The following is a 22,923-nucleotide window of genomic DNA, read 5'->3' as shown; positions in this document are numbered from 1 at the left end:
CGCCCGGACGGCGGTCAGCGGGTGACGCCCTCGTGGAGCGCACGCCCGACGGCCTCGCCGACCGTCGCGACCTCGAGCAGGCGCAGCCCGTCGGGAACCGGGCCGGCCCCGAGGACCCCCTGCGGGACGACCGCGCGCGTGAACCCCAGGCGCGCGGCCTCGGCGAGGCGGCGGTGGGCGCCGGTGACCGGGCGGACCTCCCCCGCGAGGCCGACCTCGCCGAAGGCGACCGTGCCGGGCGGCAGCGGGAGGTCGGTGATGGCTCCGGCGAGCGCGAGGGTGACCGCGAGGTCGGCGGCCGGCTCGGTGAGGCGGACCCCGCCCACCGTGGACAGGTAGGCGTCGCTGCCGCCGATCGGGGCCTGGGCCCGCTTGTCGAGGACCGCGAGGATCATGTTGACCCGCGCGGTGTCGAGGCCGCTCGTCGCGCGCCGCGGCGTGGCGAGGCTCGACGACGTCACGAGCGCCTGGACCTCCGTGACGAGCGGGCGCCGGCCCTCGAGGGTGACGGTGACGCACGTGCCGGCCACCTCGGCGGTGCGCCCGGAGAGGAAGAGGCCGCTGGGGTCGGCGAGCCCGACGACCCCGACGTCGGAGAGGTCGAAGCAGCCGACCTCGTCCGTGGGCCCGTACCGGTTCTTGACCGCCCGGACCAGCCGCAGCCTGCTGTGCCGGTCGCCCTCGAACTGGACGACGACGTCGACGAGGTGCTCGAGGACGCGCGGCCCCGCGATGGAACCGTCCTTGGTGACGTGCCCGACGAGGAGGACGGCGATGCCCCTGGCCTTGGCGACCTGGATCAGCGCCGCCGCGACCTCACGGACCTGCGAGACGTTGCCCGCGGCGCCCTCGACCTCGGCGCTGCTGACGGTCTGGACGGAGTCGACGACGAGCAGCTCGGGCTGCACCTGCTCGACCTGGCCGAGGACGGTGGCGAGGTCGGTCTCGCTCGCGAGGAAGAGCGAGCGCGCCATCGCCTCGATGCGCTCGGCCCGGGCGCGGACCTGGGCGGCGGACTCCTCTCCGCTGACGTAGAGCACGCGCCGCTCACCGTGCTCGCCGGAGCGCGCGGCCCGCGCGGCGACGTCGAGCAGGAGGGTGGACTTGCCGATGCCGGGCTCCCCCGCGACGAGGACGACGGCCCCCGGCACGAGCCCGCCGCCGAGGACGCGGTCGAACTCGGCGACGCCGGTCGGCCGCGCCACGGCCCGCGACGCGTCGACCTCGCCGATGGGGAGGGCGGGGCGTTGCACGGACGCGACCGGCGCCGTGCGCACGCTGACGGCACCGACCTCGGCGACCGACCCCCACGCCTGGCACTCGCCGCAGCGGCCGACCCACTTGACCGCCTGCCACCCGCACTCGGAGCAGCGGAACGCGGAGGAACCACGGCTGGTGCGTCGGGTCGGGGTGGCCATGGCGCCCACCCTAGGTTCCGCCGCCGACAGGGACCCCCCGACCGGGCCATTGCCGTCGGGGTCCCGGCACCGCGAGGCTGCGGTCCATGAAGGTCCTTGTCACCGGCGCGACCGGCTACGTCGGCTCCCACGCCGCGGTGGGGTTGCTGCGCGCCGACCACACCGTCCGGGTGCTGGCCCGCCGGCCCGAGCAGGTCGAGCGGACCTACGCCCCGCACCCCGTCACGCCCGACGAGGTGGTGGCCGGTGATGTGCTCGACGTCGACGTGGTCCGGGCCGCGGTTGCCGGGTGCGACGCGGTCGTCCACGCCGCCGCCGTGTTCGACCTCGACCCGCGCCACGAGGCCAGGCTCGCGACGAACGCCGCGGCCACCGAGGTCGTCCTGGGGACCGCCGTCACGGCTGGCTGCGACCCCGTCGTCCACGTGTCGAGCACGGTGGCCCTGGTTCGCCACGGTGGGAGCGGGCCGGACCTGCCCCTCGGCGACATCGACGAGCCCTACGCCCGCTCCAAGATCGAGTCCGAGCGGGTGGCCCGGAGGCTGCAGGACTCGGGAGCGCCGGTCGTGACGGTGTACCCCGGAGGCGTCCACGGGCCGCACGACCCGTACGTCGGGGACCAGGCGTCCCGGGTGGCCGCCGTCGCGAGGGGACTGCTGCCGGCGTGGCCGACCGGGGGCGCGATGTACGTCGACGTCCGCGAGGTGGCTGCCGTTGTCGTGGCGGCCGTGGAGAGTGGCCGTGGGCCGAAGCGGTACGTCGTCCCGGGCCACCATCTCGACGGCCGGGCCTACTTCGCGGCGATCTCCTCGGCCATCGGCCGGCGTCGCCCCGTGGTCGTGCTCCCCGCCGCGGTGGCGAGGGCCTCGACCCGCCCCGTCCGGGCCCTGCACCGCGTGCTTCCGGAGTCGATCCGCTACCCGGCGGACCCCGAGGGAGTGGAGCTGCACCGTCGGGACTGCCGACTCGACGACACGGCGGCGCGCACCGAGCTGGGCGTCCTCCCGCGTCCGTGGCAGGAGACCATGGACGACACCATCGCCTGGCTGGTCGACATCGGCCGGCTCCCGGCGTCCTACCGTCCCGGCGCCCACTGACCGCGCACGCACGAGGGCCCCGGACCGCGAACGGTCCGGGGCCCTCGGTGACGAGGTGTCGGCGTCAGCCGGCGACGACGTCGAGCGAGACCTTGGCCTGCACCTCGGGGTGGAGGCGGACGAGCGCCGCGTGGGTGCCCGTGGTCTTGATCGGGGTCGGGACCTCGATCTTGCGCTTGTCGAGCGCCGGACCACCGGCGGCCTTGACGGCCGCGGCGATGTCGGCGGTCGAGACGGCGCCGAAGAGGCGACCGCCCTGGCCCGCGTGCGCGGTGACCGGGATCGGCGAGGCCTCGAGGTTGCCCTTGATCGACTTCGCCTCCTCGAGGGACTGCACGGCGCGGGACTCGCGGCCCTTGGCGATGGCCTCGACCTGCTTCTGGCCGCCCTTGGTCCACGCCGTCGCGAGACCGCGGCGGAAGAGGAAGTTGCGGGCGTAGCCGTCCTTGACGTCGACGACGTCACCGGCGGTTCCGAGGCCGGAGACCTCGTGGGTGAGGATGACCTTCATGTTCTGATCGCTCCTTGGCTCAGCGGGACGAGCTCGAGTACGGCAGGAGCGCCATCTCACGCGCGTTCTTCACGGCGTTGGCGATGAGGCGCTGCTCCTGGACGGTCACGCCGGTGACGCGGCGGGCACGGATCTTGCCGCGGTCGGAGATGAACTTCCGCAGGAGCGCGGCGTCCTTGTAGTCGATGTTCTCGACCTTCGCCGCCTTGAGCGGGTTGGCCTTCTTCTTGGGCTTGCGAATGGCGGGCTTGGCCATCGTGGTGCTCTCCTTCTGCCGGTGGTGTCCCGGCGGATGAGCCCTGGTCTCCCAGGGATGGTGTCGTTCGGTGGTGGGGGTGGCGCGTCACGGGTGTGCCGCGCGCCCCGGTGTCGGAAGGATCAGAAGGGGGGCTCGTCGTAGCTGGGAGCCTGGCCCCAGCCACCCTGCTGGCCACCCTGGCCGCCCTGCGGCTGCTGGGGGGCCTGCTGGCCGCCGAAGCCACCCTGCTGGCCGCCCTGCGGCGCGGAGCCGCCGGTCGCCCAGGGGTCGTTCTGCTGGCCGCCGTAGCCACCCTGCTGGCCGCCGAAGCCACCACCGGAACCGCCGCGCTCGGCCTTGGTGACCTTCGCGCTGGCGTAGCGCAGCGACGGGCCGACCTCGTCGACGTCGAGCTCGATGACGGTGCGCTTCTCCCCCTCCTTCGTCTCGTACGAGCGCGACTTCAGCCGGCCGGTGACGATGACGCGCGTGCCGCGGTGGAGGGACTCGGCGACGTTCTCGGCCGAGTCGCGCCAGATCGAGCAGCGCATGAAGAGGGTCTCCCCGTCCTTCCACTCGTTGGACTGCCGGTCGAACGTGCGCGGCGTGGAGGCCACGGTGAAGTTCGCGACGGCGGCCCCCGAGGGGGTGAACCGGAGCTCGGGATCGGCGGTGAGGTTGCCGACGATCGTGATGGTGGTCTCGCCTGCCATGGTCAGGGGCTCCTTCGAGTCGTTCCGACTGGTGCGGTGGAAGGGACCGGTCTCAGGCGCCGGGGCGCATGAGCTTGGTCCGCATGACCGACTCGTTGAGGCCGAGCTGGCGGTCGAGCTCCTTGGCCGTCGCCGGCTCGGAGGTGAAGTTGACGACGGCGTAGATGCCCTCGGACTTCTTCTTGATCTCGTAGGCCAGGCGGCGGCGACCCCAGATGTCGACGTTGTCGACGGAGCCACCATCGGTGGTCACGACCTTGAGAAAACGGTCCAGCGAGGGCTGGACGGTCCGGTCGTCGAGCTCCGGGTCGAGGATGACCATGAGTTCGTACTGACGCATGCGTTAACCCGCCTCCTTCGGTCTGTGGCGGTCACGGTCCTTCCGTGACAGGAGGGTATGCAGCGTTGCCGACAGGGCCACCGGGGTTTTCCACAGGGCTCCCAGAGGGCAACCTGTACAGGGTACCGGCCGACCCCGCGTGCTCCCAACTCGTCGCCTGCCACGCCCGCCAGGCGACCCATCCGAGTGCCCCGACCCGCAGCGTGAGCGCGATGGCGTACCAGCCGGGCGGCAGCGCCTTGTCCGGGTCGGAGGACGTCGTCAGGTGGGTGAAGAGGGCGAGGGAGTGCACGGCCTCCGCGCCGGCCCACAGCAGGTGGTCGCGCCAGCGCAGACCGGCCAGCGCCGCGAACGGGAGCACCCACAGGGCCGCGGCCGGCGCCAGCGCCGGGCCGGTGACGAGGAGGCCCACGAGCCCGACGACGGCCGCGGCGCCCACCGTCGGCCGGGGCCGGCGGGCGGCGAGGACGACGAGGACGGCGGCGAGCACCGCCCCGAGCGCGGCGACGACCGCCACGTGCCCGGCGCCCACGGGGTGGCCGGCCAGGGTGGCGAGGTACAGCAGGCCGCCCGGGCCGGCACCGTCCTCGAGCCATGCGGTCACCGGGCGGGTCAGCGTCCGGACGTCGAGCAGCGCGACGACGAGCCCGACGGCGCCGACCGCCGCTCCGGCCCACGTGAGGAGACGCACCACCGCCGCCCGCCCTCCCGGCGCCGGCACGAGGGCGAGCGCGAGCAGCACAGCCGCGGACGGCCAGCCGCCGAGGACGGCGAGCCCCCCGAGGAGGCCGGCCAGCGGGACCCGCGACCGCGACCACGCCCACGTCGCGGCGACGGCGAGCGCGACGGGGACGAGGGCCGGGGAGAGCAGCACCGTGAGCGCGAGCACGGGCGAGAGGGCGAGGGCCACCGGGTCGGCCCCGGGGTGACGGCGCACCGTGCCCACCGCCACGACGAGGGCCGCGAGGACGCCGGCCGCGAGGACGACCCAGGCCGCGAGGAACCACCGCTGGGCCGCGAGCCCCTCACCCGGGGCCAGTCCGGCGAGGAGGGCGTGCACGGAGCCGGCGACGACCGGCTCCTCGAGGCGCACCGACCCGCCGAGGTAGGCGAGCAGGCCCCGACCGAGGTCGGCGCCGAGGACGTCGGCGACGAGGGGCGAGGCACACTGCCGCCACACCGGCGTCCGCCCGCTCCAGCCGGAGGAGAGGCAGCCGGCCTGCCGCAGCGCCGCGGCCGCGAGCGGGAGGGCGAGGAGCGCGACGACCGGGGCGAGGGCCGCGAGGGGACCTGCCGCAGGTCGACGGAGCCGGCGCCCCCGCGGACCACCGAGCACCTGGCTCGAGGTCAGCGGGGACGCCGGCTCACGAAGGGCGTCCTCGCCGCTCACCGTCCTCCTGACGGGTCAGGGGATGATCGGCGAGACCGTCTCCGACGGTTGCGGCTGACCCGGGGGCGAGGGGTTGCCGTTCGTCTTCGACTGCGACGGCTTCGGCGACGGCGGGCCGCTCGAGGGCGGGGCGGTCGTCGACGGCGGGGCCGAGGTGGTGGTGGGCGGCGGCGGCGGGGGCGGCGGGTCGGCGTCGGGGTTGATGTTGGCCGGCTTCGGGAACGGCACGATCTTCGAGCCCTTGAGCGCGACCTCCATGTAGGCGGTCCAGATCCGGGCGGGGAAGGTGCCGCCGGTGATGTCGCCCACCCCGCCGGGCAGGTTCTCCATCTTCAGCTCCCCGCCCTTGTCGTCGCTGCGGTACAGGCCGACCGCGGCCGCGAGCTGCGGGACGTAGCCGTCGAACCACGCCGAGCGGAAGCTCTCCGAGGTGCCGGTCTTGCCGGCGGCGGGGCGACCGAGGTTGTTGCCCACGTAGCGGGCGGTGCCGCCCTCGACCGGCTCCTGCATCGCGGTGATGACGTCGCGCATGAGGTCCTGGTCGAAGACCTGCTGGGCCTTCGGCTCGGCCTTGATCGCCGGGACCGACGGGTCGCTGAAGCGGATCTCGCGCACGATGTAGGGGTCGGCCCGCTTGCCCTGCGCCGCGATCGTCGCGTAGGCGTTGGCCATGTCCAGGACCGTGACGTAGTCGGTGCCGAGGACGTTGGCCATGTTCGGCTCGAGCTTGCTGCGCACGCCGGCGTCCGCGGCGGCCTTCATCGAGTTCTCGGGTCCGGCCTCGATGTTGAGCTGGGCGTAGACGGTGTTGACCGAGCGGCCCGTGGCCCGCAGCATGTCGATCTGCCCGAAGGACTCGTCGCCGAAGTTCTTCACCCGGCCGCGCTTGCCGTTGCTCGTCGCGGCGTTGGGGTCGGCGAACTCCTCGAAGAACTGCGGGCTGCTGCCGTCCATCCGGGTCTTCAGGCTGACGTCACCGGACTGCAGGGCGGCGATGAGGGTGAAGATCTTGAAGGTCGAGCCGGCCTGCATCTTGTCCTGCGTCGCGGCGTTCTGCTGCCGCTTGGAGTAGTCCTCGCCGCCGTAGAGGGCGACGATGGCGCCGTCGCCGGGGCGGATCGAGGCCATGCCGACGTGGACGTCGTCGACGTCGGGGCGCTCGTCCTTGACGGCCTTGACCATGCCGTCCTGCTTGGTCTTCTCGATCGTGGAGACGATCCGCAGGCCGCCGCGGTCGAGGTCGGACTCGGGGATGTCGTACTTGTCGACGAGCTCGCCCTTGATCATCTGCGTGAGGTAGCCGACGGGGCCGCTCTGGGTGCGCGGCTTGTACTTGGGCACCTCGGGGAAGGCCCGCGCCTTCTCGCGCTCCGCGGCGGACAGCCACCCGTTCTCGACCATCGCGTCGAGGATGAAGCCCGAGCGCTCCTTGGCGTTGGCCAGCTGCTCGGCGCCCAGGCCCGGGTCGTAGAGGGAGGGCCCGCGGATGACGGAGGCGAGGAACGCGCTCTCGGCGGGGGTCAGCTTCGAGACGTCCTTGTTGAAGTACGCCTTCGAGGCCGTCTGGATCCCGTACGCGCCACGTCCGTAGTAGATGGTGTTGAGGTAGTTCTCGAGGATCTGGTCCTTGGACTGCTGCTTGTCGATCTTGATCGCGATGAGGATCTCGCGGGCCTTGCGCGACAGGGTGCGGTCCTGGGTGAGGAAGTAGTTCTTCACGTACTGCTGGGTGATCGTCGAGCCGCCCTGGGTGGCCGCGCCGCCCTTGACGGCGACCCAGATCGCCCGCCCGATGCCCGTCGGGGAGATGCCGTTGTTCTGGTAGAAGTCCTGGTCCTCGGCCGCGAGCATCGCCTTCTGCATGTGGTCGGGGACCTTGGACAGCGGCACCGACTCGCGGTTGCCGTCGGCGTCGGCGAGGCGGGCCATCTCGGTCTTGCCGTCGGCGTAGTAGACGATCGACGCCTGGGCCGTGGCGATCTCGTTCGGCTCGGGGACGTCGGTCATCGCGTACGCGACGCCGACCCCGATGACACCGAGGATGAACAGGACGAGCGCCGTCCACAGGGCGCGCAGCCCCCAGGTGCGGCGCGCCGACCGGCGGCCGGCGGGACCGCCGCGGCGGGGGCCGGCGCCCGGGCGGGCGGCGCTGCGGCCGGCGCCGGGTGCGGCGGCGGCGCCGGAGGCGGCGGCCGCCCGGCGGGCCTGCTGGGCCTTGGCCTCGGCGCGGGTACGGGGCTTGCGGGTGCTCATGGATCTCCGGGGAGGGATCGGGGGACGGCCCGGTGGCGGGCCCGGGACCGTCGGTACTCCGACGGCCAGTATGACCGGACACCCTGGGGATTCCCGAAATCGCGACGCCCTCGTCGCGGTCGGTCCGGTGGGACGGCGATGTATCGGAGCGATATATCTGTGTTAGCGTCCCCCTGACAAACGCCGAGAATGTCCGGTCCGTTCCGCGAGGACGACCGACCCGTGAGGAGAGCCGTGGTCAGCCGTCGTGCCCACCTGCTGGAGTTCGCCGTCCTCGGCCTGCTCCACGAGGGACCCACGCACGGCTACGAGCTGCGGCGCCGCCTCAACACCGCGCTCGGCCCCTTCCGCGCCCTCTCCTACGGCACGCTCTACCCCGCGCTCAAGGCGCTACTGGGGCGCGGCCTCATCGCCGAGGCGTCCGACGTGCCGGGCCCGGGCCCCACGAGCAAGCGGCCGCGCGTCGTCTACGAGCTGACCGCCGCGGGCAAGGAGCACTTCGCCGCGCTCGTCGCCCGTGCCGACGCCTCCTCCTACGACGACGACGGCTTCGACGTGCGGTTCGCCTTCTTCGCCCGCACCGAGCACGAGGTGCGCCTGCGGATCCTCGAGGGGCGCCGCTCGCGCCTGGAGGAGGACCTCGACCGGGTGCGCACCGCCTCCACCCGCTCCCGCGAGCGCCTCGACGCCTGGAGCTCGGCCCTGCAGCAGCACGGCGAGGAGCAGACCGAGCGCGAGGTCCGCTGGCTCACCGAGCTCATCGACGCCGAACGGCGCCACCCCACCGACCCCGGCCCCCAGCCGTAGCGCCGGGCCGCCGCACCGTCGCGGCTCCCGGCACCCGTCCCCATCCACCGACCACCAGGAGAAGACCATGGGCTCCATCCGCGTCGCCGTCGTCGGCGTCGGCAACTGCGCGTCCTCGCTCGTCCAGGGCGTGCACTACTACCGCGACGCCGACCCGGCGGGGACCGTCCCCGGTCTCATGCACGTCCGGTTCGGCGACTACCACGTGCGCGACGTCGAGTTCGTCGCCGCGTTCGACGTCGACGACAAGAAGGTCGGCAAGGACCTCGCCGAGGCGATCAACGCCTCCGAGAACAACACGATCACGATCGCCGACGTCCCCACCACCGGTGTCACCGTCCAGCGCGGCCACACCCTCGACGGCCTCGGCAAGTACTACCGCCAGACGATCGACGAGTCCGGCGCCGAGCCGGTCGACGTCGTCAAGGCGCTGCGTGACGCCGAGGCCGACGTCCTCGTGTCCTACCTCCCGGTGGGCTCCGAGGAGGCCGACAAGTTTTACGCGCAGTGCGCGATCGACGCCGGCGTCGCCTTCGTCAACGCCCTCCCGGTCTTCATCGCCTCCGACCCCGAGTGGGCCGCGAAGTTCGAGGCCGCCGGCGTCCCGGTCATCGGCGACGACATCAAGAGCCAGGTCGGCGCGACCATCACGCACCGCGTCATGGCGAAGCTGTTCGAGGACCGCGGTGTCACCCTCGACCGCACCTACCAGCTCAACGTCGGCGGCAACATGGACTTCAAGAACATGCTCGAGCGCGAGCGCCTGGAGTCCAAGAAGGTCTCCAAGACCCAGGCCGTGACCTCGAACCTCAACGGCCCGCTGGCCGGCAAGATCGACGACAAGAACGTCCACATCGGCCCGTCCGACTACGTCGCGTGGCTCGACGACCGCAAGTGGGCCTACGTCCGCCTCGAGGGTCGCGCGTTCGGCGACGTCCCCCTGAACCTCGAGTACAAGCTCGAGGTGTGGGACTCGCCCAACTCGGCGGGCATCATCATCGACGCCATCCGCGCGGCGAAGATCGCCAAGGACCGCGGCATCGGCGGCGCCCTGCTGTCCGCGTCGTCGTACCTGATGAAGTCCCCGCCGGAGCAGCGCCCCGACGACGTCGGTCGCGCCCGCCTCGAGGCCTTCATCGCCGGCACCGAGGAGCGCTGAGCCGCACCGGCTCTCGCTCCCCCGGCCCGAAGGGCGGCACCCGAGCAGGGGTGCCGCCCTTCGGCGTTCCGGTCGGCCCACCGCGACCCACCCCGGCCTCCGGCGCCCCCGTCGGCCGCACCCATCCCGGCTTTCGCCGCGACCTACCGCCTGGTCAGTGCTGTGATCACGACACTGACCAGGCGGTAGGTCGCGCCGTGGGCACGGTGTGTCTCGTCGTCCACAGGTCGGATGGTCCACGAGCTCCGTCCACAGGTGTGCGACGCACCCTTGGCTCGCCCGTCTCGCGGACCCCACAGTGGCGGGATGAAGGAGCTTCCGTCGGCGTTGCGGTCCCTGCTGGCTCGGCAGGACGGCGTCGCCAGCCGCGGGCAGCTCCTCGAGCACGGCGTCACCAAGGCCGCCATCCGATGGAACTCCGGGCGGGCCTGGCGCGTGCTCCTGCCGACGGTCTACCTGCTCGACCGGGCCGCGCCGTCGGAACGGCAGCGCCAAGTGGCGGCCCTGCTGTGGGCGGGGCCGCACGCCGTGCTCGGGGGCGCGACGGCCGCGCGCCTGCACGGCATCACCGCCGCCGACCCGGGCGGCACGGTCCAGGTCGACGTGCCGCCGCCGTTCGCCTCGCGCCGCCGGGGGTTCGCCGAGGCGCGGCGGTCGTTGCTCATCGACCATCGCAGCGTGCGGATCGGCCCGCTCCGTGCGTGCTCCGCGGCCCGAGCCGCGGTCGACGCCGCGTTCAGGGCGCCGACCGAGGACGACCGGGAGGCCATCCTCATCGAGGTGATCCAGAAGGGGCTGGCCGACCTGGATGACGTGGCGGAGTGGGTCTTCCGCCTGCGACCGCGCGACTCCGCTCGGCTCCACGACGCGCTGGCCGCGGCCGCGTCCGGGGCCTGGTCCGTTCCCGAAGCCGCGCTGCTCGACCTGGTCGGTACCTCGACCACGCTGCCACCACCCTGGGCGAACCCCGGCCTGACCACGGTCTCGGGGAAGAGCCTCGTGACACCGGACGCCTGGTTCGACGACGTCGCCCTCGCCGTCATGGTCCACTCCCACCGCCATCACGCCCGGGGCGAGCAGTGGGACGCCACCGTCGAGAAGGACGGCGACCTCGTCGCCGCCGGAGTCGTCGTCGTCGGCGTGACTCCGGGCCGGATCGCGCGCGATCCGGCGGGCGTGCTCGCGCGGATCGAGGCCGCACACGTCGTGGCTCGGGCCCGGCCGCGCCCTCCGGTCATCGCGACACGACGCCACCTCCGCTCGGCCTGACCTTGGAAACGCCTCCCACCGCGTTCCCGGGCCCCCTCGAGCGCGACCTACCGCCTGGTCAGTGCTGTGATCACGACACTGACCAGGCGGTAGGTCGCGGTTCACCGGGGGGGTTGGGCCGTGCGCGTCAGGCGGGCGCGGGTCAGGCCGCGCGGGTCAGGCGGGGGTGGCGGTCGCGCCTCGCCGACGGAGCGAGGGCAGGCGGCCGCGGCGCGAGGCCTGCTCGGCGCGCGTGCGCTCGCGACGCGACAGCAGGGGGCGCGGGTCGGCATCGGAGCGCATTCGCACCCACCGGCTGGTCCGCGCGCGCAGCGCCGCTCGCACCTCGGCCGACCCCGCGGCGGCCGCGACGACCGCCTCGTCGGCGCCGTCGCCCGGGCCGAAGACGACGCCGTCGGCGACCCCGGCGACGCGGGCCGCCGAGGGAGCTCCCCCCTCGCTCGGTCGGTAGGCGGCGGCGTGCGGGTCCGGCGTCGGCACGCGGGGGGCCTCGGCCGCCGTCCCGTTCCGGCCCCGGCGCCCCTTCGGGCGCGGCTCGGCCGGAGGTGCCGCCAGCGCCGCGTCGACGGCGAGCGCCTGCTCGCGGCGGGTCACCCGCCGCGGGACGGGCACGCCGAGCGAGCGGCACTCCGCGACGAGGTCGCGCCACACCCAGGCGGCACGGGCCGGCACGGGCCCGGTGCTCGCGTGCCGGCGGCGGCGGCGCTCCTTGAGCCGGCGGACCACCAGGAGGTACAGCGCGGCGAGCACCAGGGGCAGGACGACCCCGAGGACGAGGATCCTCAGCCAGAGCGGCCACGCGGCGATGTCGAACGGGTTCTTCTTGCGCTTGGCGAGGTCGGTGGCGTTCTGTGCCTGGTCGGGACCCTGGAGGAGGGAGGGCGGGTTGACGCCCGCCGGCGGCGGGACCTGGGCGCCGACCTTCTGCTCCTCGGACAGCAGCTGCTGCTCGCTGGGGGTCTTGTCGCGGCTGGGGACGAAGGTCGAGGACGAGATCGGGAACCAGCTGCCGTCCTCGAGCCGGACCTCGACCCAGGCGTGGACGTCGCGACCGCGGATCGTGCCGTCGGCCGGTGCCTCGGCACCCATGACGACCCGAGACGGGATGCCGAAGCGTTGGCCCACGAGGGCGAGGGTCGCCGCGTACTGCTCGTCGTTGCCGGCGAGCTTGGTGGAGTTGACGAACCGGCCGAGCCGCGCGACGGCGTGGCCGGGCAGGTAGACCTTCTCGTAGGAGTTGGGCGTGCCCCCGTCGGTGTAGGTGCCGTCGGTGCGCATCTGGTTCGCGACCGCCCGGAACTTGCCCCACGAGCCCTCGGCGCGGCCGGTCCACGCGTCGATGCGGGAGTCCAGGACGTCGGTGTCGCGCGGGGTCGACGCCCCCGAGGCCACCTCGAGCTCCTCCGGCAGCTCCTTGGCGGGGGCGGGCGGGAGGAGCGCGGACATCGTGTACCGCTCGCCGCCCACGAGCTGCCGGGGGACCACCGCGGTCTGGGTGTCGGTGTTGAGCCACACCTCGGACGCGAGCTCGTCGGCGCGGGGGCCGTCGAACTCGATGCGCGTCGGGGCGCCCACCGTCGGCAGCCACGGCCCGCTGTACCCGCCCTCGACCACCTCGACGGAGACGGTGACCGGGCGACCGTCGCCGCGGGCCCCGATGCGCGAGCCGACCTGCTGGAACGGCACGCCGTCGGTGCTGCGGTCGGCGGCTCCCCAGACGAGCCCGTCGTAGGCGTCGAGCGTCGCGAACCGCACCGCCGCTCCCGCCGGCACCCCGGTGACCCGCAGGACGGGCTCGTCGTACAGCTCGGCGGGGTTGGGCTCGGTGTACTGGCGGAACCCGGGGAGCGGGCTGGGGAACTGGGAGACGTCGAGCGGCGGCACGAGCGAGGTGCGGACGACCTCGCGGCGGGCGGCAGCGTCGGAGCCGGGGAGGAACGGCGAGACGAGCAGCCCCGCGACCACGGCGAGCGCGACCAGGCCGGTTCCGGTGGCGAGCCGCGCCGTGCGGCCGGCGCCGTTCTGCACCGGGGGGCGGGTGCGGTGCGCCCGCACGACCAGCCACCCGACGAGGACGAGGGCGAACCCGGTGCCCTGGACCAGGATCGCCGCCGGCTCGAGGGTGCCGAGGGCGATCGAGCCGGCGAGGAGGGCGACGGGTGCGACGGCGGTGGCGGGGACGCTGCTCCACCGGCGGGCCACGCCGAGGGTCAGCGCGCCACCGAGGAGGCCGGCGAGCCACGGGAGCGCGAGGACGGGGCCGCGGGCGTCGACCGGTGGCAGGAGGGTGAGCCAGCGCTTCCAGCCCAGCACGGACCACTCGGCGAGGTCCCGGACGGTCTGCAGCGTCGGCAGGACGCCACCGATGAGGTTGTCGCGCACCGCGACCGGGCCGCCGAGGAGGAGGTACACGGCCGCGAGGACGACGAGCGTGGTCACGGCGAGCCAGCGCCACGCGGCCGCGAGGTGGCCGATGACGAGGCCGAGGACGAGGCCGACGCCCGCCGCCACCATCCACTGGACCCCGAGGAACCCGGTGCGCAGCCCGACGAGCGCGATGACGACGAGCACGGTCGCGAAGGCCGCGTCGACGAGGGCGTCGCGCGTGGGGACGGCGGCGGCGAGGCGGCCCGGCTCGTCGGCCTCGCGGCGGCGACGGCGGCGCCGGGCCGCACCGCCGCGCAGGGCGGTGGCGAAGCCCGGGGCCCCGGACGGCTCGCGTGGGCTGCGCGGGTCGGGGGGCGACGGCTGCCGGCTCATGCGAGGGCTCCGGCGAACAGGACGCGGCGCAGGTCGGTGAGCTCGCGCACGTGGAGGAGGACGAGGTCGCCGACGCGGTGGACGCCGACCTGTTCACGGTCGTCGACGACGACGGCCACCTTGATGACCTCCGGCTCGAACTGCCCGAGGGTGCGCTGCACCTGGATGAAGGGGCGTGCGCCGCCGGTGACGAGGACGGCGACGCTCGCGTCGGGGGCGAGGGCCGCGGCCTCCCCGGCCGACCCGAACACGTCGACGGCGCCGACCTGGGCGCGGGCCAGGGAGTCGAGGGTGAGGGGTGCCGTCGTCCTCGACGCGGTCTGGCCGTTGCAGACGACGGTGGTGTCCTGCTCGTCGAGGATCGAGCGCACGGCGAGCGAGGCGGCCATCGAGATCGCGAGCTCGACGTCGTCCTCACCTCCCGCGTAGACGTCGGGGGTCGTGTCCACGACGACCGCGAGGTGCGAGCGCCGGGTGTCGAGGAACTGGCGCACGAGGAGGCGGCCGTGCTTGGCCGAGGAGCGCCAGTGGACGTAGCGGCGGTCGTCGCCGGGCTGGTACTCGCGCAGCGCGTGGAAGGCGAGGTCGGACATCGACAGGTCGGGGGTGACCTGCCCCTCGAGGTCGCGCAGCAGGCCGGCGCCGAGGTTCTCGAGCGAGATGGTGAGCGGGTGGACGAACAGCTCCGTGCGCTCGGTCCACGCGACGGTGCGGCGCACGAGGCCGAGCGGGTCGCCGTGGACGGTCGTGGCCGGACCCACCGCCACGACGCCGCGGTGGCGTGTCGGGACGACGAAGAGCTCCTCGTGGGTGCGTCCGGCCCCCAGCGCGGGGAGGGTGAAGCGGGCCGCGGTCTCGCCCACGGGTAGCTCGACGAGCAGCGGCAGCATCCCGCGCTTCGAGGCGTTGGCGACCTCGATGCGCCCCGTGGCGGGGTCGCCGACCGTGACGCGCGTCGGCTCGACGTCGACCCGGATGCGCACGCGGGCCCGGCCGACCGCGAGGACGAGGCAGGCGAGCACGAGGACGAGGCAGGTGACGGCGACGACCGCGAGCTCGACCCACTGGTACCGCGCGGTCAGCCACCACGCGAGGAGGCCGACGACGAGGACGGTCCACCCGAGGGGGGAGACCCACCGCAGCACCTCGAGGACGGGGTGCCACACCCGGCGGGTGGAGTCGGCGAGCGGCTTGATCCGCTCACCGGTGAGGACGACGATCCGCGCGCCGGTGCCGGTGAGCGCCGAGGGGATGGTGACGCGGGGCAGGGTGATCGTGCGGGTCCGGGTGTCACCGGCGGCGCGGCGGCGCCCGACGGGGGCGTCCCGGACCTCGGCCGCGGAGCGGAGGCGGATCCTCGGCAGCGCGAACCGGCGCGACGTCCGTCCCCCGCGGTCGGCGCCCTCACCGGATCCCTTGCGCTGCTTGGCCCTTCGTGGTTTCTGCGTCCGCTCAGCCTCCAGCCGCCGACCCGCCCGCGTGTCGGGGTCGACGTCGACGGCACCCCTCCCGGCCCCACCCGAGGGCCCCCGGGCGAGGTCGGAGCGCCGGGTCGTCGCGCCGGCGTCGTCGAGCGGGTCGGTCATGACGCGAGCCGCTCCGTGGGGGGCGCGACCTCGGCGAGGATCTGCGTGATGACCTGCTCGACGGTGATGCCGGCGAACGCGGCCTCGGCGGTGACGAGGAGGCGGTGGTTGAGGACCGGCTCTGCGAGGAGCTTGACGTCGTCGGGCGTCACGTGGTCACGGCCCTGGCTGATCGCCCACGTCTTGGCGCATCGGACGAAGGCGAGGCAGCCGCGCACCGACAGGCCGAGACGGACCGAGATATGCCGCCGGGTCTCCTCGGCGATGCGCGACACGTAGTCGAGGATCGCGTCGTCGACGTGCACCTCGTCGGCGAGCTCGGCCATGTCCATGACGACGCTGGCGGTGACGACGGGCTCCAGGCCCTTCGTGCGGTCGCGCGTCTTCGCGTCGCGCAGGACCCGGACCGTGGCGTCGTGGTCGGGGTAGCCCAGGGTCGTCTTCATGAGGAAGCGGTCCAGCTGGGCCTCGGGGAGCCGGTAGGTGCCGGCCTGCTCGATCGGGTTCTGGGTGGCGATGACCATGAACGGCTCGCCGACCTCGTGACGGACGCCGTCGACGGTGACCTTGCCCTCCTCCATCACCTCGAGCAGGGCCGACTGGGTCTTCGGCGAGGCCCGGTTGATCTCGTCGGCGAGGACGATCGTCGCGAAGATCGGGCCCCTGTGGAACTCGAACTCCTTGGTGCCGGGGTCGTAGATCGTCACGCCGGTGACGTCGCTCGGCAGCAGGTCGGGGGTGAACTGGATGCGCGAGTTCGACCCCTTGACGGTCCCCGAGATGGCGCGGGCGAGCTGGGTCTTGCCGGTGCCCGGGAAGTCCTCGAGGAGCAGGTGTCCCTCGGAGAGCATGCAGGTGAGCGCGAGGCGGATGACGTGCTCCTTGCCGAGGACCGCCTTGTCGCAGTTGGCGACCATGGCGGAGAAGGTCTGCGAGAACCAGGCGGCCTGGTCGGTCGTGACGGTCATGCGTTCGGTGTCCTTCCGAGGGAACGGTGTGGTCGAGGGCGTGGGTGGTGGGCTACCAGTTGTCGTCGGTCCCCTGGGCGACGACGGTCGAGCCCTGCCGGAGCCGGACCGTGACCGGGCCGGTGCCGCGGGCGAAGAGGCAGCGCCCCACCCACGAGTAGGAGGTCGGGCTCGTCGTGCGCAGCGTGCTGCCCGACGTGCGCGAGCCCGCGGTCCGGCTGATGCAGTCGACGGTGTAGTTCTGCCCGGCGGGGAAGTCGCGGATGTCGAAGTCGATCTCCGGGCACCCCGGTGCGTACGTGCACGAACCCACGCCGTTCGGGTCGATGCGGTAGGTACCCGGGCGCACGTTGTAGACCTGCGGGTCCGGCGGCGGGACGGTCACCGACTGGTACCCGGTCCACGCGGACCACCCGGCGGCGGAGTGCGCCCGCACCCGCAGCTGGTAGGTCCCGGGTCCGCGGTCGATGGACTCGGAGGTCTTGTTCCCGCCGAAGGTGCCGTTGACGGCGCCGTCGAGCTGGACCTGGTCGATGGGCCGGCCGTTGGTCGGCAGGTTCCACGTCCACACCGCGCCCGTGGCGCCCTGGCGCTGGCCGCTGAAGCCGGACGGGGTCAGGGTGTCGCGGTAGGGCGTCGCGGTGTCGGACACCCGGTTCGACTCGTTGCCGCCGTTGTTGACCGTCCACACCGTGATGGTGCGGGCGGTCGTCGGGCTCGTGTCGAACGCGGCGGTCCGCACGACGACCTGCGACCCCGGCGCGCAGCCGCAGGGGTACGAGCCGCTCTTGCCGCCGCCGGACCACCGGATGGCGCTGAAGGACCCGTCGCGGGGCTGGCCCACCGACACCGTGAGGTCGATCGTCCCGTCGGGGCGCGGTGTGGAGGCGCGCACGGTCGGCGTGGACGGCTGGCCGATCGAGGTGAAGGAGGACGAGTTCGCCGGCTGCCCCTCGATGCCGGCGCCGTTGGTCAGCGTCGCCGAGTACCGGTAGGTGCGGCCGTCGTAGGGGATGACGTCGCGCGCCGTGCGCACGTCGGGCGAGGTGTTCGCGACGACCGTCCACGGGCCGCCGTCGACCGAGCGGTAGAGGGTGTACCCGGTCGTGGGTGGGCCGTTGGGCCGGCCCTGCTCCCACGAGACCGTGAGGGTCGCCGAGTCCTCGGCGGGGCCGGGGCCGCTCGCCGCGATGGAGGGGGCGGGCAGGGCGGGCGGTGTGCCGGCCGACTGCATCGTCACGGCGGGCCCGAACGGACCGGCGCCGAGCTCGTTCCAGGCCTGCACCTGCACCGACTGCTCGGCCTCGTTGTCGAGCCCGCCGACGACCGTCTGGCGCGAGGTCGCGGGCACGTCCTGCGTCCGCGCGTCGCCCGTCGAGGACACGACCCGGACGACGTACTTGCGCAGCGCCGAGCCCTCGTTCTCCGGGGCGTCCCACGCGATCGTCAGGGTGCCGTCCCCGCGGTCGACCATCCGCACGCCGGTGACCTGGCGCGGGAGGGTGTCGGGGCGGACGGTGGGGCTCGTCGCGCTCGGGGTCCCCTCGCCGAGGCCGTTGCGCGCGGTGACGGTGAAGGCGTAGTCCTCGCCGTTGGTCAGGCCCGTGATCGTGCACGGGGACGCACGGCACTCGGTGGGCGGCGCCGACCCGACCGTCGCCCGCACGACGTAGCCGGTGATGGCCGAGCCGCCGTCGTAGGTGGGCGGCAGCCACGAGACGCGGGCCTGGCCGCCGGCGTCGCGGTCGGCGACGGCGCTCACCTGCCGCGGCTCGGAGGGGGTGCCGAGCATCGTCACCTCGATGCGGCCGTCGGTGCGACGCCTCGGGCCGTCGGAGACGACGACGGCGACGCTCGCCTCGGGACTGGGCCGCTCCCCCGCGGTGAGGGTGACCCGGCATCCCGCGGTCGAGACGCTGAGCCCCGACCCGCTCTCGACGCGCGCCGAGAGGATCGAGCACTGCGGCCGGACCAAGGGGCTGTCGAGGTACCCCGCGAGGTCGACGGTGCGGCTCTGGCCCTCCTCGAGCCCGGTGACCGAGACCGGCCGCAGGCGTGGCGGGGCGAGGTCGGCGGAGTCGAGGCCGACGACCTCGACCGCGAGCGCGACGGGCTCCTCGAGCCCGGGGGTGCTCACCTCCAGCACGCCGTTGCCGGACTGCGCGTCGAGGTCGGCGGCCAGGGTGAGGCGGCGACCTCCCTCGCCGTCGACGGTGAGCGAGGCGTCGGGCTCGGTGCGCCAGCGGGTGTCGAACTCCACGTCCGCGAACGACATCCCGACCGGGAGCCAGGCGTGGCAGTACGTGGGGATGTCGAGGACGCGCGGCAGGCCACCGGCGACCACGCGCAGGGCCGTGTCGGGGCACCGGAACAGCGGGACCTTCGGGCCGACCTGGACGGGGATCGAGACGTAGGCGGTCCCGAAGTCCTTCTGGTCGATGGCGTCCTGGTCGGTGACCTCGAGCATCACCGCTGCCGGGCCGACGTACCCGCCGGACGCCTGCAGGGTGAGGGTCCGGTTGTCGTCGACGGTCACGGCGAGGTTCTGCGCCGGGGACGCGCTGACCGTCCCGGCGGTCGTCACCGACACGAGCCGCCCGCGCGGGGACCGCACGTGGTCGTTGAGGTCGACGGTGACCGAGGCGTCCTCGTCCATCGTGATGAGGGACCCGCTCGGGACGAAGGGCTGGCCGTTCGCCCCGGTCGGCACCTGGACCAGCGCCATCGCCCGCGCGCCGTCCTCGTCCTCGATGACGTAGGGGACGGCGTGCGGGTGGTCGAGCACCTGGACCCGCACCCGCCCGTTCTCGATCGTCGCGTCGGGGCTGAGGACCTCGACGATCCTCAGCGTGGAGGGGTCGGAGTCGATGTCGGTGTCGTTGGCGAGGGCGTCGACGAGGGTGCTCGTCTCGCCCGGCCTGGGCTGCGCCACGTCGTCGCGGGCGACCGGCGCGTTGACGTAGCCCTGGACCGGTCGGACGAGCACCGACGCGCGCGACGGGTCGAAGATGCCGTCGCTGATCCCGTAGACGAGCTCGTGGAGGCGGCTGGTGTCGGCGGGGACCTTCGTCGTCACGGTCTGGTCGTCCTCGACGCGCCACAGCCGGTTCGTCGCGTCGTCGTTGAGGGACTCGGTCTCGACCTCCACGACGTCACCGCGCGCGATGAGGTCGTTCTGGAGCGGCTTGACGGTGACGGTCTTGCCGGGGGCGGCGAAGACCTCGTCGCCCACCGCGACGGGTGGCTGGGGGTCGCCCGGCTGGACGACGCCGACCCGGACGAACGCCCGGCTCGTCGCACCGAACCGGTCGCGGACCTCGTAGCTGACGACCTCGGTGCCGGCCGCGAGCGGGTACGCCTCGTACCGGATCGTCGACGGTCCGATGGCGACGACGCGGCCGTGCGTGAGGTCGGCCGCGCCGCCCTCGGACCCGACGATGCCGGTGACCGACACGCTGTCGCCGTCGGGGTCGACGCCGAACGTCGGCACCGTCATCGTGATGGGGTCGCCTGCGGTCACCGTGGCCGTGAAGCTGCGGGCCACCGGGGCTTGGTTCGGGCGCTGCGCCGTGGGGAGCGGGGTGACCTGCACCCGCACCCGCGCGGTCTGGGCGCGCTCCTTCATCCCGTCGGCGAAGGCGGCGTACTCGATCGTCACGAACTTCTCCGCCCGCAGCCCCGTGGCCTCCGGGACGTACCGGATGACGTTGCCGCTGGCGAAGGCGCGCTGGGCGTCGCCCTTGCTGACGACCCTGACGCTGGCGGGGTCGACCTGGAGCGGGATGCCGTCGGCCATCGTGTCGTTGTCGAGGACCGGGACCGAGACGGTGTCGCCCTCGCGGACGGTGGCGGTGTCGTCCTGGACGAGCGGCAGGGAGTCCTCCAGCGGGCCCTGCTGGAGGACGTTGACCTCGCCGGTCGTGCGCTGCGTGCCGTCGCTGACGGTGTAGCGGACGACGCCTCGGCGGCCCTGGTCGCCGCCCTCGAGCGGGGCGGGCTCGCGGGCCTCCACCCGGATCCAGCGACCCTGGTAGATCGAGGGCTGGAGCCACGAGTCCTCGCCCGTCGCCTCGACGGCGGCGGTGACGAGGACGTCGCCGCTCGGGCTGTAGTCGTTGGCGAGGGCGTCGACCATGACCGGCGCCTGGTCGTGCAGCGTGGCGGTGTCGGGGACGGCCACGGGCGGGGCGCCGTCGGGGGCCGGGACGAGGTCGACCCGGACCCGGCCGGGGGCGGCACCGGCGCCGGTCTGGGCGGAGTAGGTCAGCTCGAAGGTGCCCGGCGCCGAGCCGGTGACGGTGACCTGCCCGGTGGCGAGGTCGGTGTCGACGTCGAGCGGGCCGACGGGACGCACCTCCGAGCGCAGCCGGAGGACGGCGTCGGGCTCGCCGGGGTCGGCGCCGGGGACGTCGTTGCCGAGGGGCTCGATCTGGAGGGGCTTGCCGACGACGCCGCGCACGGCATCGGGCTGGGTCCGCGGCGCGACGAAGCGGTCGTCCCGGGTGCCGAGGACCCGCGCGGTGACCGAGCCCTTCGTCGTGCCGCCGCGGCCGTCCGTGACGAGGTAGGGGATCTGCGCCCTTCCGACCTTGGTCGGTGCCGTGAGGGTGATCCGGCCCTGGCCGTCGACGACGCCGCCCTCGGTGTCGGCGCGCGCGGCGAGGATGTCGCTCTCGGGGTCGCGCCAGTCGGCGAGCACCGGCACCGAGAGGCGCTTGCCGGCGATGACGGGGTACTCGGTGGCGGCGAGCGCCTTCGCGCCCTGGCGCAGCCTCGGGGCGCCGTTCACCTCGTCGGGCACCACCTGCACGGTGACCTTCGCGGTGCCCTTGCCCTTGACCTTGCCGTTGTTCACCGCGTAGTCGAAGGTGAACGACCGGCCCTGCGTGCGCGGCGGCACGGACACGTCGATGGCCTGCCCGTCGGCCGAGACGGTGGCCTTGACGCCCTCCATCGACGGGCGCGAGACGTCGGCCGGGTCGATCGAGAGCACCGAGGCGGCCACGTCGGTGTCGTTGTCGAGCACGTGCAGCTTGCTCGTGCGCCCGGGGCGGACCTTGAGGGAGTCGGGCTCGGCCTTCGGCGGGGTGTTGAGCGCCGCCTCGTCGACGAGGTTCTCGTCCTTCTTGTCGTTGTCGTCGTCCTGCCGGGTCGGCGGGACGAGGGCGTCCCAGTTGTCGATCTTCGTCGGCTTGTCCTCGAGGTCCCAGACACCGCCGTTGTCGAGGTCGTTGAGGACGACGAGCCCGCGGTTGACCCGGAAGGCCACACCGTCGCGGGTGTCCTCGTCGCCCTTGGCGGGGAGCGTCGCAGTCGGCTGGTCGCCGCGGCGCCCGCAGTTGGCGCCGTAGAAGACCTGCCCGGCCTCGGCCCACGCCGCGTGGAGGCAGCCGTCGAGGACCACCGGGCGCGTGACGACGGTCGCGCCGGCGACCCGGTCGACCCGCTCCTCCACCGCGACCCCGCCCGGGGACGCCCCGCCGTCGAGGGGGACCAGGGCCGCGCGGGCGGGGCCGGCGACGGCGACGGTGTCGGAGTCGGCGCCGGGCTGCTGGAGCGCGGCGTAGCGCACGCCCTGGGTCGTCACCTGGGCGTCGATGCCGTCGGGCTCGGCCGCCGTGTGGACCCGGTCGGTGGCCGGGTCGTAGGCGACCCAGGTCGCCCCGACCGCCGTGATGTCCGGCGCCTGCGAGCGCAGGGCGGTGTCGACGGTGGCCGCCGGGCCGAAGCGCTCGCCACCGACCACGGGGACGGTCGTGACCTTGCCGGTGGCGCCGGAGACGGCGTGGATCGCCCCGTCGACCCCGACGGCCACGGCGCCCTGCTTGCCGATCGTCATCACGGGCTTCTCGGTGGGTGCGAGGCCGGGCAGCGACGTGATCCCCTGCCGGGTGTCGACCCGCTGCGCCCACACCTTGCCGCTCTCCCGGTCGAGGAGGGCGACGGTGCCGCCGCGCAGGTCGACCGGGACCGGGGTGAACGCCCCGGCGCGCGGCGGCGCGGTGACGAGGGATGCGACGGGGTCGCCCGCGGTCGAGGTGCGCGGGTCGATGGCGAAGAGCTGACCGGCGCCGGTGCCCACCCCGAGCACCGCGGAGCCGTCCTGGAGGACGTCGAGGCCGCTGCCGGCCGCGACGCTCGTCGCGACCCCGGTGTCGAGCTGGCCGATGGGCACGTTGGCGCGCGCGAACTTGGCCTGCGCGTCGGAGCTGACCCACACGCCCGCGTCGTTGAGCCGCGCCTCGTGGACCGTGGAACCCTGGCTGGCGACCGCGGCGTACGTGAGCCCGGACGCGACGAGCCCGACGGCGACCGTGCTCGCCGTGCGTCGGCGGGCACGGCCGACCGCGCGGCGTCCGGGCCCCCTCGCAGTCATGGTGTCCTTCCTCGAGCGCGCGCGTGCCCCGCGGCCCG

Annotated in this window: 15 protein-coding genes; 4 read left to right on the top strand and 11 right to left on the bottom strand. The window is 74.0% G+C overall.

Translation table 11 applies throughout. The features are described 5' to 3' along the window. Positions 1–14: 14 nt before the first annotated feature. A complete protein-coding gene (radA, locus tag ACK8HX_RS05415) occupies positions 15–1,418 on the bottom strand; it encodes a DNA repair protein RadA (protein ID WP_411939639.1) in 1,404 nt (467 codons plus the stop codon). A gap of 86 nt (positions 1,419–1,504) precedes the next feature. On the opposite strand from radA, the gene ACK8HX_RS05410 reads away from it, so the two are divergent. After that, entirely contained in the window at positions 1,505–2,515 is a 1,011-nt protein-coding gene (locus ACK8HX_RS05410) for an NAD-dependent epimerase/dehydratase family protein (RefSeq protein ID WP_411939638.1), read from the top strand. A gap of 64 nt (positions 2,516–2,579) precedes the next feature. On the opposite strand, the gene rplI is transcribed toward ACK8HX_RS05410, so the two are convergent. The 6 genes from rplI to ACK8HX_RS05380 all read right to left on the bottom strand — a co-directional run bounded on the left by rplI (position 2,580) and on the right by ACK8HX_RS05380 (position 7,960). Beyond that, positions 2,580–3,026: a 50S ribosomal protein L9 gene (gene rplI / locus ACK8HX_RS05405; RefSeq protein ID WP_411939637.1), complete on the bottom strand. Its 447-nt coding sequence runs from the start codon at positions 3,024–3,026 to the stop codon at positions 2,580–2,582. Positions 3,027–3,045: 19 nt separating this feature from the next. Then, positions 3,046–3,282: a 30S ribosomal protein S18 gene (gene rpsR, locus ACK8HX_RS05400; RefSeq protein ID WP_345206939.1), complete on the bottom strand. Its 237-nt coding sequence runs from the start codon at positions 3,280–3,282 to the stop codon at positions 3,046–3,048. A gap of 122 nt (positions 3,283–3,404) precedes the next feature. Beyond that, a complete protein-coding gene (locus tag ACK8HX_RS05395; RefSeq protein ID WP_411939636.1) occupies positions 3,405–3,977 on the bottom strand; it encodes a single-stranded DNA-binding protein in 573 nt (190 codons plus the stop codon). Positions 3,978–4,029: 52 nt separating this feature from the next. Beyond that, positions 4,030–4,317 carry a 30S ribosomal protein S6 gene (gene rpsF / locus ACK8HX_RS05390; RefSeq protein ID WP_377639432.1) on the bottom strand — a complete coding sequence of 96 codons (288 nt, stop codon included), beginning with the start codon at positions 4,315–4,317 and terminating at the stop codon, positions 4,030–4,032. 31 nt (positions 4,318–4,348) lie between these two features. Beyond that, entirely contained in the window at positions 4,349–5,707 is a 1,359-nt protein-coding gene (locus tag ACK8HX_RS05385; protein ID WP_411939635.1) for a hypothetical protein, read from the bottom strand. Positions 5,708–5,722: 15 nt separating this feature from the next. Next, on the bottom strand, positions 5,723–7,960 hold the full coding sequence (locus ACK8HX_RS05380; RefSeq protein ID WP_411939634.1) for a transglycosylase domain-containing protein: 2,238 nt from the start codon (positions 7,958–7,960) through the stop codon (positions 5,723–5,725). Positions 7,961–8,194: 234 nt separating this feature from the next. Here ACK8HX_RS05380 and ACK8HX_RS05375 point away from each other — a divergent pair, with 234 nt between their 5' ends. From ACK8HX_RS05375 to ACK8HX_RS05365, 3 genes are all read left to right on the top strand, one after another. After that, the gene (locus ACK8HX_RS05375; RefSeq protein WP_411939633.1) at positions 8,195–8,767 is read left to right on the top strand and encodes a PadR family transcriptional regulator; all 573 of its coding nucleotides are present in this window, start codon (positions 8,195–8,197) and stop codon (positions 8,765–8,767) included. A 67-nt stretch (positions 8,768–8,834) separates the two neighbouring features. Further along, positions 8,835–9,926, top strand: a complete 1,092-nt coding sequence (locus tag ACK8HX_RS05370; RefSeq protein WP_411939632.1) for an inositol-3-phosphate synthase — start codon at positions 8,835–8,837, stop codon at positions 9,924–9,926. A 306-nt stretch (positions 9,927–10,232) separates the two neighbouring features. Then, positions 10,233–11,195: a hypothetical protein gene (locus ACK8HX_RS05365; RefSeq protein ID WP_411939631.1), complete on the top strand. Its 963-nt coding sequence runs from the start codon at positions 10,233–10,235 to the stop codon at positions 11,193–11,195. 156 nt (positions 11,196–11,351) lie between these two features. Here ACK8HX_RS05365 and ACK8HX_RS05360 read toward each other — a convergent pair whose 3' ends face one another. The 4 genes from ACK8HX_RS05360 to ACK8HX_RS05345 are packed head-to-tail and all read right to left on the bottom strand — an operon-like array spanning position 11,352 to position 22,885. Beyond that, positions 11,352–13,955 (bottom strand): DUF3488 and transglutaminase-like domain-containing protein, encoded by a 2,604-nt coding sequence (locus ACK8HX_RS05360; RefSeq protein WP_411939630.1) that lies wholly within the window; start codon positions 13,953–13,955, stop codon positions 11,352–11,354. Then, a complete protein-coding gene (locus ACK8HX_RS05355; protein WP_411939629.1) occupies positions 13,952–15,541 on the bottom strand; it encodes a DUF58 domain-containing protein in 1,590 nt (529 codons plus the stop codon). Before ACK8HX_RS05355 ends, ACK8HX_RS05360 begins: the two co-directional genes overlap by 4 nt. Beyond that, positions 15,538–16,509, bottom strand: coding sequence for an AAA family ATPase (locus ACK8HX_RS05350; protein ID WP_411939628.1), 972 nt, complete (start codon positions 16,507–16,509; stop codon positions 15,538–15,540). Before ACK8HX_RS05350 ends, ACK8HX_RS05355 begins: the two co-directional genes overlap by 4 nt. A gap of 52 nt (positions 16,510–16,561) precedes the next feature. Then, positions 16,562–22,885: an Ig-like domain-containing protein gene (locus tag ACK8HX_RS05345; protein WP_411939627.1), complete on the bottom strand. Its 6,324-nt coding sequence runs from the start codon at positions 22,883–22,885 to the stop codon at positions 16,562–16,564. Positions 22,886–22,923: the final 38 nt, after the last annotated feature.

This window comes from Oryzobacter faecalis (genome assembly GCF_046764005.1).
Taxonomy (GTDB): domain Bacteria; phylum Actinomycetota; class Actinomycetes; order Actinomycetales; family Dermatophilaceae; genus Oryzobacter; species Oryzobacter faecalis.
This window is presented reverse-complemented; position numbering and strand designations above follow the sequence as displayed.